This window comes from Pseudoalteromonas luteoviolacea H33-S (assembly GCF_001625695.1).
In the GTDB taxonomy this organism is placed as follows: domain Bacteria; phylum Pseudomonadota; class Gammaproteobacteria; order Enterobacterales; family Alteromonadaceae; genus Pseudoalteromonas; species Pseudoalteromonas luteoviolacea_B.
Window position 1 is genome coordinate 75,460 of the sequence record NZ_AUXY01000133.1, and the last position, 12,181, is coordinate 87,640.

A 12,181-nucleotide genomic window follows, 5' to 3' on the forward strand; every position below is an offset into this window, starting at 1 on the left:
GGTTTTTCAACTCCAACTTCTATTCATCTTTTTGATGTTGTGTAGGCTATGTACCTACCCCTTATTCCACCAAGATATAATATAGCTGTAACAACCTGTAATAGTTTTATTTTATACCTCCACCCACAATAAAGGCATTGTATTAGCACGTATAAAAGGAAGCATCGCAATGTTTTTAACCCAATGCCAAAAAGATGATATTGATTCAATTGTTGGTACGAGTAATGTGTTTTACCCAAATGATGGATTAAATGAGCTAGATGGTAAGTACAACGAGTCTCGTAAAGTATTTAATCGCAAATTTGATTTTGTACCAAGCGCGGTAGTTCATGTGACCAGTACTGAGAAGGTTTCTGGGCTCATCGCGTATTTACAGGATGAGGGGATCGATCTTACCGTTAAATCTGGGGGCCATGACCACGAAGGTGAGTGTGTTGCTACGGGAAAAGTATTGATTGATTTCAAATGCATGAATGCGGTTGAGGTAAGTGATGACAAAGCGCAAGTCAGGATCCAGCCTGGTGCAAAGTTTGTCGATATAAAAAAGGAACTTGATGCGCATAACCTTGGGATCCCGCATGGAACGTGTATGACAGTGGCGATTGCGGGTTACACTATGGGTGGCGGTTGGGGGCCTTGGACACGCAGATATGGCATGGGCTGTGAGCGATTAACGGGTGCAACGATTGTGCTTGGTGATGGCACAGTTGAATACCTTGGGGAAAGCGCGACTTACCATAATAAAACTCAGTCTGCTCATAATAGTCAGCTTTTAAGTGCCCTACGCGGTGGTGGTGGACTGAGTTACGGCATTGTGACTGAGTTTTTCTTTGAACCATTCGAGCTGCCAGAAATCGCACAAAGTTTTGTTATTAAGAATGACACGATACCAGCACTGAAAAATATTAAAGCAACGACCATTATTGCAGCTTGGGAGCACTTAATTGCAAACGATAAAAATCAGAACTTAATTGGGACCAACTTAAAAGTTGATGCCAAAGCAGTGGCCTGTGCATCTGAAATCAGTAAAGATGCTGTGCTAGATTGGCAAATGAATGGGCACTTTGGTGGCACAGTCGAAGAACGTGATGCGTTATTAGCTGCATGGGCAAAAGTCGTTGGCCTGACCGGGGGAGCAACTTCACAATCAAACGCTGCTAATTCTCTGTCGGAACTGTATAAAAACGTCAATGCAGATACTCAGGTACATTCAATTGCCAGTAATGCAACTGGTTATGCTTTGAATTTTGATAGCTGGGATCGTAGTACTGGCATTGAGCTTGAAACAGATGGTCCTGCACCGCATAAAATTACGTCGAGAATGCCGACTCCTGATTGGGATGAGCAAGGGCGAGAAGCGCTTGTGATGTCTTTACAGTCAACGTTGCTCTTTGATCAAAATAGTGACTCGACGGTATCGGCATATATTACGCTAGGCGCAATTAGTGGGCCGTTCTACACAAATAAACTCAAATCTCCATTAAGTGAAAGAGTGTCATGTGCATTTCCTTATCAAGACAGACCTTTCACCATTCAATATCAAGCATGGTGGGATCAACCTGACAAAGATAAGCCAGTGAGCAAAGAGCAAGAAATTGCCACACGCTTTTACGAAAATAGAGCGCAAGATTGGATTGAGTCATGCCGCAGCTATGATATTCCGCAAACTCATGGTTCGTTTATCAGCTTTAAAGATGCTTCGGTTGAAACGAAAGACTACTTTGTCGATAAGTATGAAGAGTTGATCAACACTAAACAAGAGTGTAGTAAAGACGAAAAATGCTTACTTAGAAGCCGTAAGACGATTATTTAAGGCTGTTTTATTTCCAGTCGAATCGCAATCACGCTACCCATGTTTTGTGGTTAGCGTGATTGATAAAGTAATGCTATCAAAACCCGCTATAATACCCACCATATTGAATTATTTATTAATTTAATCAGAAGCTTGCACTTTAGAACTCTGCGAGATAAGTTTCAGAGCCTAATGGCGTATTTATTTACTGAGAGAGACCAAAAAATGGAAAAACTGTTTTCATATGGCACATTGCAGTTAGAACATGTTCAAATTGAAACGTTTGGCCGTAAGCTAAGAGGCAAAAAAGACCAGCTTGTTGGCTATGTGCTATCTGAGGTTAAAATTACCGATGCAGAGGTGATTAAAACCAGTGGTAAAGACATACATCCGATTTTGAAATACACAGGCAACGAGTCAGATATTGTTGAGGGCACGGTATTTGAAATCACCCCAGAGGAGCTTGCTCAGGCTGATGAGTATGAGGTGGATGAATACGTTAGGGTAGCAGGGCAGTTTCAATCAGGTCAGCAAGCTTGGGCTTATGTCTGCGCGGCAACAGAGTCAGCAAGAGGCTAATGCTTTTCAGTGTGTATCTTATAAAGCATTGAGCAGTGTATGTTGTTCGGCGATTTGCAATAAAGCGGCTTTATAGTCGCCATTCACTTTTGTAAAGGTGAACATTATCAAGCCCGCTTCTGAGTCCAAAGAGCCTGTACTCCAAATAACAAAAGCCTCAGCTTGTCCTCCTAAAAATCTGAAATGGTAGGGTTTATCCCAAGGGTCTAGGGGGACATTATCGATTAGTTTAGGGGCTGTTTGCTCAAGGGCGTGTAGTTCTTTGATTTGACTAATATCATGTTTTAAAAGGCTGCTATATAAGGCAGCGGCAGTGCCTAAATGTTGGATATCCAGCTTAGCTGCTCTTTCTGGGGATAGCGGAAAACAATGTATTGTTGGTTGATATATTAATACTAACAGCAATAAAGGAACTAATATTAATAACGCGACAATGGGCTTGCTCAATGGATATTCTCCAGGTATGTACTATTCATCACTTTGCCTTGTCAGTAGTGATACTTTGTAGGTACTTCCTTCTTCTTTGAATAAATACATCACCAAGCCTTCCTCTGAGTCAATTGAACCCATACTCCAAATGATAAAAGTTTTAGGTTCACTTCCTAAATATTCAAAGCCGTATGGTTTACCCCATGGATCGAGTAGAGAATCATTTAACGTCTTGGTGAGAGTGTTTTTGTATTGCGTTACGTCGTCTGCGCGACTCAAATTCAGTTCCAGTGTCTTTTCGTTTAAAGCTAACATTTTGCCTATCACTGCGACATCTGATTGGATTTTTAACTGTGGTGGTGGGCCACATAGCGTTGTTGGCATAAACACAGGAGCAATACAGATTATTGTAAGTATAAGTGCGACATAAGCAGGGTAACGTTTCACGACTCAATTTCCTTGTTGCTCATTCATGTAAATACAGTTCCACTAAGCAATAACTTACTTAGCATGAATGAATCCTCACTTAATTAAAGGGGTAGTTTGAGAGCAGTGATTTATCCTGTTGTATAACTATGAAAGCTGTTTACGCATATTGAGCCCGCCACTTACTTGGGGTAGTGCCCAGTTGCTTTTTAAATTCCGTGTAAAAAGAGCTTTTATTATTAAAGCCGCTATCAAGGGCGATTTGAGTGATGTTATCCCTGGTTGTACTTTTTTTGAGTAGCTCACAAGCGAAATGGATTCTGTGCTCATTGAGCAATGTATAAAAGCTCTTGTTCATATGCTCATTGAGCAGCTCTGAGGTTTGATGTTGAGTCAGCCCAAGCTGGTCTGCAAGCTGTGCAAGCGTCAATTGGTTGTCTAAAAATACTTGTTCTTCTTCAAGTAACTCTTTGAGCTCATCGATGCAGCTTTGGGCAATCGATGGGCTTAGTTGCAGCTGCTTTTCTGATATTGGTGCACTAACTGTTCCAGCAAGGTGAGTTTGCTTGATGCGATAGACCGCAGTGAAAGAACATGCCAGTAAATAAACACAAACGCTGGTATTCAATAGTAGCCAAAGAGGGTAAGTCAATGGTGATTTACTTAAAAATGCGATGGCAACACCGCCATTGAGTGCAACTACAAACACGACCCAGTACAGCAATAACTTACTTTTCTTTAACGTTTTTGCGTTTTCTACACTTTGGCTATGCCAGATCGCCGTTATATAGCTGAACATCAAGCCAAAATAGACAACATACATGAGCGCTGTTTGTGTATGAAAGTCGGCGAGTTTGACTATTAGAAAAGCAAAAAAAGGCGTGCAATGTAGCAAGATTGTATTGAGCTTGGGTGTTACGTCATATCGATAGAACAAATAAGCAAGCCCACAAAATAATAAGATACAGTTGTTGGCTAACTGGGAAAGTAAAGGTGTATGAATATTAAATTTAATTTGAAGATAGCTGGTGAATGGGATCAGCAATAAAGCACAATTCGCTAAGGTCAAAAATGGCAAGCGGGTAATAAAGCTACACTCGAATCTTTGCATTTGGCCTGCACAAAATAATGTTAATAAACATGATACGAGATAAAACTCTTGTTGTAGTTCAAGCCACATAATCAACTTATCCTTAGTGAGCGTGGGTAATGCATGTTCTGAATTGTCAATTTAACTAAATTGACATGTGTAATGACCTGATAGATATCGATATTAATTCAAAGATTTCCTCTTTTATCAAGATGGAATAATTTTGTTTGCAGCGCTTTAAAACTAAAAAGGTGATAAATACAACGACTAGGAGTCATCATGAAATCTATTCAAGCAGGTTTAGTTTTATTAGGTTCGAGCTTTTTAAGTTTTAATGTGAGCGCTGAGCCATTAACAGCAGTGCAAGTAGAGCAGGTAAAACAAAATGTACTTGCATATATGAGTTCTTGGAATATTCACGAAGAAGCTGATCGTGTGAGTAATTTAGAGCAGGCCGTTAATCCAGGGTTTCGTTATCAAGACCCAACAACCGCTGGACTTAGAGTTACAGGGGCAGAAAGCATCAGTAATTGGATCGGGGATTTTCAGGGGTATATGCATGAGTATGGACTCTGGCCTTATGATGCCATTTTGGTGTCAAATATCGAAATTCATGGCAGCGTTGACAGCGCGAATATAAGGTTTAACTGGCATATTTCAGCATTTGATGGTGCTGTAACCATAGCTGAAGGGGTTGATTATGGTACTTCGTCAAACCTCAAGCTAGATTCGATTACTGGATTCTATGGTGCGCTGTCACCGCTATGTAGAGCGCCTGAATTTGAAGCTGGCAACACCTATGTGAGAGATAACCAAGTCACATATGAGCAAGCAATTTACAAGGCGAGCTGGTGGACTCAAGACTCACCTGAACAAAATCCAGAAGCTTGGGTAAAAGTCACAGACTGTAGCGTCAATCCGTAACGATTAGCAATCGTCCAGAGCGGCTCATCACGAGCCCTCTTTTATTCTTTCAGAAATTATTGAAACTTTATTTCTTGCCGCTAATATAAATAGGGTTTTGTCTAAGAAATAAAGGATTATTTTATGAAGAATAAGCACTATTTTATCGATCGTTCCCTTCACTGGTTTGCCGCTTTTTTGATCCTATTTATTTTAATGAATATGGGCACGCAAATTCACAATATCGATTACCGTATAAAAGGTCAGGCGCTGCACCGTCAAGATGCGATTGAAACGCATGCATTAATGGCGCTGGGCGTATTTGGTTTAATTTTGGCACGGCTTGGCTGGGAAAAGTTATTCGTAAACAGGCTTCCCCGTCAACCCATGCGCAATACATTCCATTTGGGATTAGTAAAAAGCGTACATACATGTTTTTATTTAATATTATCTGGGTTGGTGATCACAGGATTGGGTATGGCGATAAACGCCGAAGTGGTTATTCAATTATTTGGTGTGCAACTTTCTGATGCGATTAGCATTGACGGACGCTTCTATGCCAAAATGCTAGACATTCATTTAATGCTCATTGACACTCTGTGGTGGCTGATAGGTTTGCACTTTTTGGGCGTGTTGTATGCGCGTAAGTAGCTAGTTAAAATGCAGGGACAATGATTGTCCCTGCAAAATAATTTTTACTTGATGGTATCTTCTAAAGCTGCAAGCAATAAGGCCACGTTTTGCTCATTGGCTGTGCTGCCCATCAGACCTATGCGCCATGTTTTTCCTGCAAGCTGGCCAAGTCCAGCACCGATCTCTAGGTTGTATTTACTTAATAAAGTTGATCTGACTTGCGCATCTTCAATCCCATCAGGCATCAATACAGAATTGAGCTGAGGTAGACGATGTGTTTCATCAACCAAAAACTCAATGCCGAGCTTTTCAAGGCCATGACGAAGCTGCTCATGTAACCTTTGGTGACGCAGCCATGCGTTTTCTAGCCCTTCTTGCTTGAGCATAAGTAAGGATTCATGTAGCGCATACAATGAGTTAATCGGGGCAGTGTGATGGTAACTGCGTTTACCTTCACCAGACCAATAATCCATCACCAAGGATTGATCTAAAAACCAGCTTTGTACCTTGCTTTGACGAGATTTAAGTACTTCAACTGCTTTTTCACTGAAGCTGACAGGCGAGATCCCCGGTACGCATGATAAGCACTTTTGAGAACCTGAATAGATGGCGTCAATACCCCACTCATCAACTCTAAGCTCGCTGCCACCAAGCGAAGTAACAGCATCCACGATGCTTAGCGCGTTATATTGCTGTGCAATTTGGCATAAGTTTTTTGCATCACTGCGTGCACCTGTTGAGGTTTCTGCGTGCACAAACGCCAAAGCTTTTGCATCAGGGTTCGCTTTGAAGGCGTCACTCACTTTGTCAATTGAGACTGGATGACCCCATTTATCTTCGACAACAATGGCTTTTGCACCAACGCGTTCTATGTTTTCTTTTAAACGACCACCGAATACACCATTAATACACACAATGACTTTATCACCGGGCTCGATGAGATTCACAATACAGGCTTCCATTCCCGCAGAACCCGGCGCAGATAGGGCAATAGTAAAGGCATTTTGTGTGTTAAATGCATATTGCAGGAGCTGTTTTATCTCGTCCATTAAGCCGATGAATTGCGGGTCTAAATGACCAATAGTTGGCCTAGATAGGGCGCCTAAAACTCTCGGAGATACATTAGAGGGGCCTGGACCCATTAATATACGTGGTGTTGGATTAAAAGACTCAAACATAAAAATTCCTGTTGTTAGCGTGTTAGTCGATTTAAGCGATGAAGCGTTAAAAAAGCGCTTGGATTTTATCGAAGTTTTATTGTGTGTTTATTGATACATATTATCCAGTGTTTAAAGAAAATTTTATTTAATGATGGTTTCTGTTGAGCATGTCGTATTTTGCCATTTGACGTACATTAAATTCAAAAGACTGGCCAGTGCAACCAAGAATAAGCAGCCGCTCAAAACCGGAAACAATAAAAAGTCGATGTGTGTATTGCCTGCCATGATGATGACAAGCGGGGTAGCGCCTGCTGGCGGATGAACCACCTTGAACATCTGCATTAGGGCAATTGCTAACCCAACACCAATAGCCATGGATAAAAGGCTTGAGCCAAATAAAAATAATATAAACAAGCCGATAGCAGCTGAAAGGCAATGCCCGCCGAAGACATTTTTTGGCCTTGATAACGGGGAGTGAGGAACCGCAAAGAGTAATACACATGTGGCGCCATATGGGGCCATTAAGAGCGGGTGATGCACAAACGAAGAGAGCATACCTAATCCCCAAATTCCTAAAAAACCACCCACAAAACCTTTTGTGATATCAGTTAATCTACTCATTTTATCTCCTTATATTAGCGCTGTAATTTTAAATATGTACAAGTCTGTACACCACTTGATAAAAAGAGTACAGATTTGTACACTTTCAGACAAGTAATTTTTTTGGCAAAAAAACATGGATATACAGCAGCATATTTTGGATGTGGCAGAAGACTTATTTAACCAGCATGGGTTTAACGTGGTTGGTGTTGACCTAATAAGAGATGAAGCCAAAGTGTCCAAAACCACCTTGTATCGCCGCTTTGGCGATAAGCTTGGTTTAGTGGAGGCAGTGTTGCATAGGCGGCATGTGCGCTTTGAGCAAATGCTAGATGAGGTTGTCAGTGTTCATGACTGTCCGAAGGATAAAATCTCAGCCATTCTCGATTGGCATTTTGATTGGTTTGGTTCGCCGCAGTTTAAGGGGTGTATGTTTATGCATGCCCAATCAGAATTTAAATGCACAAAGCAAAAACCAAGTGAAATTGCCGTCGATCATAAAGCATGGCTGTTGTCCTTGTTTATTCGTGCTCTGGGTGAAAATCAAGTTAATGCACAAAAACATGCCGAGATGCTACTGACTTTTTTTGAAGGCATGATAGTACGCGCTGAGTTCGGTTGTATTTTGCATGATAAAGCGTTTTACAGATCTGCATGTTTGAAGTTACTACCATAGAAATAAATACATGTTTAGATAAATTGCTTTTTAAGCCAGTCAACAAAGATTTGCTGTTGTTGGCTGTAGCGTACTTCTTGCGAGGGCAAATAATATCCTAAGCTTGAGGAAACAGGTTGGTGAGCTGAACAAGTTAATACACCGTTTTGCTCAAGCATGTTAACTAGGCTGTGTGAGGCAAAAACACAACCAGCGCCAGCAATGGCTTCTTGAATGCAATAGAGTTCTTGGTCATAAGTGATAAGTTCATGCTGTTTATCATTCATCTGGTTTTGACTTAACCACGCTGACCAGGGGGCTTCGGAAAGAGATTGATTTTTCCACTTTGGCATAAAAACAGTACTTGGATTTATGCCGTCAAGGTTTGGATTGAGATATAAGTTAAATTGCTCAATTGAGAGAATTTGGTGCGTTTCAATGTGGCTAATATCACCAAACCGAATGGTAATAGCTTGATTATCATGAACCAGATGTTCGCCGGTGATCACCGAGACATCAATATCAGGGTTTAATTTCGCAAAATCTCTTAAGGCAGGGATCAGCATTTGGGCCGCAAAGGACGAGGTGGTGTGCACCACCACGCATTTACTTTGCTCTACGAGCTGATGAAGCGCTCGCTCTATGGTACTAAATCCAGAACTGGTGGCTTTTGCCAAATCTGCCCCAGCTTTAGTCAGCGTGACTTCTCGTGTTTTTCTAATGAATAGTTCGATGCCCAAGCGCGTTTCAAGGTTTTTAATATGATGAGACACATTGGTTGCCGTGAGATTCAGCTCGTCGGCTGCGAGTTTAAAGCTATTGTGGCGCGCTGCAGCGTCAAAGACCTTAAGTGCTTGCATTGATACGTTGGTCATCGGTTATTCCAAAAACGAAAATCATTTTAATTATACATGAGTAAAACTTATTTATAACTGGGTTCTTTTCATTTGTCGTGATATGGCAAAAACAGCAAAATTGCAGTCATAGAACAGCAACAATAGGTATATAACTCGATGTACTCAATACTTCATTTAGACTCAAGTATCAGAAAGCGTGTCAACGACAACCCAAACCATGACTCAATCTCTAAACGCTTAGCCCACAGCTTTATCGATAAATTAAAAGAAAACTCATCCATAAAAGCATATCAGCACCGCGACGTGGGGATGAACCCTCCACCTTTTACTGATCAGGATTGGTTAGGCGCTGTATTTACGCCACAACAGAGCCGCAGTGAACAACAGCGCCAGAAGCTGGCAATATCAGATCAATTAATTCAAGAAGTGAAAGTGGCCGATATCATCGTTATTTCTACCCCAATGTATAACTATGGTATGCCCGCACAATTAAAAGCATGGTTTGATCAGATAGTCAGGATCCACGAAACATTTAGCTTTGACTTAAATCGAGGTGATTTTCCACTAGAGCCGATTTTGAGTGGGAAAAGCTTGGTCCTAATTACGTCATGTGGAGAGTTTGGCTTCGAAAAAGGGGGAGTAAGAGAGACGATGAATCATTTAGCACCGCATATTAAAACCTTGTCCAAGTACTTAGGCTGTGAGCAAGTATTTGAGATTGCCTCTGAATATCAAGAGTTTGCTGACTTACGTCATCAAAACTCACTGGAGACGGCGTTTGTTGAAACACGCTCATTAGCAAATAAGTTTGCATAATCAATTTGTAACAGCAAAAAGCGATTTTTGCTGTTTATTCTCGGTCTGACTGTCTTTATTATTGGTGCATATCCATTAATTTGCCAAAAGGAGTATGGTTTGGCTGATAATTCTCAAGACCCTTCAGTTGCTCAAATATGTAAACATTATTTTGATGATCAAGGCTTACCAGAGCGGAAACTTGAAAGTTGGCACTTTTGTGATAATGAAGTGGATGCAAATGCATGCCTTGCTTTGGTGCTTTCAGGAGAGAAAAAGGCCACATCACCGTCTTTATGGTGGTATGAAGCAAATGATGAAGCATTGCCGCAAGTAGGAGATTTAAATGTAGTGACAAACTACCAAGGTGAAGCTCAATGCATTATAAAAACAACCAAAGTGTCTGTTACCCCATTTAATCAGATCAGTGAAGCTTATGCGCAAATAGAAGGAGAGGGCGATAAGTCACTTGCTTATTGGCAGCGTGTACACTGGGCATATTATCATCGAGAATTGGCGGGGACTGCATTTGTGCCTAAGCCAGATATGCCTATTGTATGTGAAGAATTTGAAGTGGTTTTTGCATTGGAGAAGCTATGATAGAAGCGGTAATTTTTGACATGGATGGCACCTTAATTGATTCCGAGCCCATGTGGCAACAAGCTGAAAAACAGGTATTTACAAGTTTAGGTGTGGATGTGACAGATGATTTGGCAGCCAATACTGCGTCAATGACAACCATTGGAGCTGCTGAGTTTTGGTATCAGCAATCTCCATGGAATGGACCTTCTATTTCACAAGCCGCTGATAACGTCGTCTCTTGTGTAGCGGAACTTATTTTACAAAAAGGTAAGGCATTATCTGGTGTGCATGAGGCTTTGGCTTATTTAAGTGAAAAGCAGATTAAGATTGGTCTTGCGACTAATGCGCCAGAGAGGCTAATTCCTGTGGTGTTAAATGTCCTCAATATTGCACATTATTTTTCCGTTTGCTGCTCATCAGAGGACGAGCTGTCAGGTAAGCCCAGCCCAGATGTCTACTTGAGTGCTGCGGCAAAGCTCAACGTTACTCCAGAGAAATGCTTAGCAGTGGAGGATTCTGTCACAGGGTTGCTTGCCGCAAAGGCTGCAAATATGCGCACATTAGCAGTGCCTTCAAGCGCTCAATTTAACTGTGTGCAATTTGCACAAGCAGATTTCAAATTGGCTAGTTTAGCAGGGCTCACATCACGACACTTAATTGGAGCTTGATAAAGCAGGTTGAACAAAATGCGTTCAAACACAGTTAAATAGGGTGTCTGACTTTGCAATTATTGCGAGCTGTTACTAGCATCAATTTGTGGTATGCACAAAATGACAACAGTAAGGAAGGCCATGAAGATTTTGATCGTAGATGATACCTACTTTATGAGAGAGCTTATCAGTGAAAGCCTGCAAGAACGAGGATTTAAAGAACTAACACAGGCATCCAATGGTGAAGAGGCACTCAAAGCCATGTCGGCTAAGTGTTACGATTTAATTGTAACTGACTGGAATATGCCAAAAATTAATGGCTTGGAGCTCATCAAAAGGATGAAGAAAAATCCGGCCTGTCGTCATACGAAAGTGATCATGCTCACTGGTGATACCACGCCAGAAAAAATACTTGAGATGAAAGAGTTAGGTGTAAACGGTTATATATCAAAGCCATTTACACCTGAACTACTCACGGATCTGGTACTTAAGCTGGCATAGCAAAGCGATTTAATTGGTTATAACTAGCCCACAAACCTTCCTCAAGCACTTGAAAAAAATCCAAAAGGCGGAGACTATAAGCGCAGTTTATCCACTAACCTGAAATGGAAATTAAAATGACTAAAGTTTTGCATACAGAATCTGCGCCTGCGGCAATTGGCCCATATGTTCAAGGGGTTGACTTAGGAAACATGGTGATGACTTCTGGTCAGATACCAGTAAACCCAGCGACAGGTGAAGTACCTGAAGCCATTGCTGATCAAGCAAGACAATCACTTGAGAATGTCAAAGCAGTGGTTGAGTCTTCGGGCTTGAGTGTTGCAGATATTGTAAAGCTTACTGTATTCGTTAAAGATCTAAATGACTTTGGTACAGTTAACGAGGTGTACGGTAATTTCTTCGATGAGCATCAAGTTGCTAACTACCCAGCGCGTTCGTGTGTTGAGGTTGCACGCTTGCCAAAAGATGTAAACATCGAAATTGAAGCGATTGCAGTACGCAAATAGTGCTGATGAAATGGTTAAGAGGG

General features: G+C 41.3%; 16 protein-coding genes. 10 read left to right on the top strand and 6 right to left on the bottom strand.

The annotated features are described in order from the left end of the window. The first annotated feature begins 169 nt into the window (after nucleotides 1-169). Together N477_RS24230 and N477_RS24235 are read left to right on the top strand one after the other, a co-directional pair. Nucleotides 170-1,813 carry an FAD-binding oxidoreductase gene (locus N477_RS24230; RefSeq protein WP_063364079.1) on the top strand — a complete coding sequence of 548 codons (1,644 nt, stop codon included), beginning with the start codon at nucleotides 170-172 and terminating at the stop codon, nucleotides 1,811-1,813. A 204-nt stretch (nucleotides 1,814-2,017) separates the two neighbouring features. Continuing rightward, entirely contained in the window at nucleotides 2,018-2,371 is a 354-nt protein-coding gene (locus tag N477_RS24235; RefSeq protein ID WP_063364145.1) for a gamma-glutamylcyclotransferase family protein, read from the top strand. Nucleotides 2,372-2,389: 18 nt separating this feature from the next. On the opposite strand, the gene N477_RS24240 is transcribed toward N477_RS24235, so the two are convergent. The 3 genes from N477_RS24240 to N477_RS24250 form a co-directional block, all read right to left on the bottom strand. Continuing rightward, nucleotides 2,390-2,818 carry a type II secretion system protein GspG gene (locus N477_RS24240; RefSeq protein ID WP_063364078.1) on the bottom strand — a complete coding sequence of 143 codons (429 nt, stop codon included), beginning with the start codon at nucleotides 2,816-2,818 and terminating at the stop codon, nucleotides 2,390-2,392. Between the two features lie 21 nt (nucleotides 2,819-2,839). Then, nucleotides 2,840-3,247: a hypothetical protein gene (locus N477_RS24245; protein ID WP_063364077.1), complete on the bottom strand. Its 408-nt coding sequence runs from the start codon at nucleotides 3,245-3,247 to the stop codon at nucleotides 2,840-2,842. A 139-nt stretch (nucleotides 3,248-3,386) separates the two neighbouring features. Beyond that, nucleotides 3,387-4,406, bottom strand: a complete 1,020-nt coding sequence (locus N477_RS24250) for a helix-turn-helix domain-containing protein (protein WP_063364076.1) — start codon at nucleotides 4,404-4,406, stop codon at nucleotides 3,387-3,389. Between the two features lie 189 nt (nucleotides 4,407-4,595). Between N477_RS24250 and N477_RS24255 the strand changes: the two genes are divergently transcribed. Continuing rightward, on the top strand, nucleotides 4,596-5,240 hold the full coding sequence (locus tag N477_RS24255; protein ID WP_063364075.1) for a hypothetical protein: 645 nt from the start codon (nucleotides 4,596-4,598) through the stop codon (nucleotides 5,238-5,240). 123 nt (nucleotides 5,241-5,363) lie between these two features. Further along, nucleotides 5,364-5,870 (top strand): cytochrome b/b6 domain-containing protein, encoded by a 507-nt coding sequence (locus tag N477_RS24260; RefSeq protein WP_063364074.1) that lies wholly within the window; start codon nucleotides 5,364-5,366, stop codon nucleotides 5,868-5,870. Nucleotides 5,871-5,914: 44 nt separating this feature from the next. On the opposite strand, the gene N477_RS24265 is transcribed toward N477_RS24260, so the two are convergent. Continuing rightward, complete coding sequence (locus N477_RS24265; RefSeq protein WP_063364073.1) at nucleotides 5,915-7,030, bottom strand: pyridoxal-phosphate-dependent aminotransferase family protein; 1,116 nt, start codon at nucleotides 7,028-7,030, stop codon at nucleotides 5,915-5,917. Between the two features lie 123 nt (nucleotides 7,031-7,153). Further along, entirely contained in the window at nucleotides 7,154-7,633 is a 480-nt protein-coding gene (locus N477_RS24270) for an HPP family protein (RefSeq protein WP_063364072.1), read from the bottom strand. A gap of 115 nt (nucleotides 7,634-7,748) precedes the next feature. On the opposite strand from N477_RS24270, the gene N477_RS24275 reads away from it, so the two are divergent. Then, a complete protein-coding gene (locus tag N477_RS24275; RefSeq protein WP_063364071.1) occupies nucleotides 7,749-8,288 on the top strand; it encodes a TetR/AcrR family transcriptional regulator in 540 nt (179 codons plus the stop codon). Between the two features lie 14 nt (nucleotides 8,289-8,302). On the opposite strand, the gene N477_RS24280 is transcribed toward N477_RS24275, so the two are convergent. Beyond that, a complete protein-coding gene (locus N477_RS24280; RefSeq protein ID WP_063364070.1) occupies nucleotides 8,303-9,142 on the bottom strand; it encodes a LysR family transcriptional regulator in 840 nt (279 codons plus the stop codon). 138 nt (nucleotides 9,143-9,280) lie between these two features. Here N477_RS24280 and N477_RS24285 point away from each other — a divergent pair, with 138 nt between their 5' ends. The 5 genes from N477_RS24285 to N477_RS24305 all read left to right on the top strand — a co-directional run bounded on the left by N477_RS24285 (nucleotide 9,281) and on the right by N477_RS24305 (nucleotide 12,158). After that, complete coding sequence (locus tag N477_RS24285; protein WP_063364069.1) at nucleotides 9,281-9,940, top strand: FMN-dependent NADH-azoreductase; 660 nt, start codon at nucleotides 9,281-9,283, stop codon at nucleotides 9,938-9,940. A gap of 99 nt (nucleotides 9,941-10,039) precedes the next feature. Next, nucleotides 10,040-10,519, top strand: coding sequence for an ASCH domain-containing protein (locus N477_RS24290; protein WP_063364068.1), 480 nt, complete (start codon nucleotides 10,040-10,042; stop codon nucleotides 10,517-10,519). After that, nucleotides 10,516-11,169 (top strand): hexitol phosphatase HxpB, encoded by a 654-nt coding sequence (gene hxpB / locus N477_RS24295; protein ID WP_063364067.1) that lies wholly within the window; start codon nucleotides 10,516-10,518, stop codon nucleotides 11,167-11,169. Before N477_RS24290 ends, hxpB begins: the two co-directional genes overlap by 4 nt. A 123-nt stretch (nucleotides 11,170-11,292) precedes the next feature. After that, entirely contained in the window at nucleotides 11,293-11,652 is a 360-nt protein-coding gene (locus tag N477_RS24300) for a response regulator (RefSeq protein WP_063364066.1), read from the top strand. Between the two features lie 116 nt (nucleotides 11,653-11,768). Further along, on the top strand, nucleotides 11,769-12,158 hold the full coding sequence (locus tag N477_RS24305; protein ID WP_039609725.1) for a Rid family detoxifying hydrolase: 390 nt from the start codon (nucleotides 11,769-11,771) through the stop codon (nucleotides 12,156-12,158). Nucleotides 12,159-12,181 lie beyond the last annotated feature (23 nt).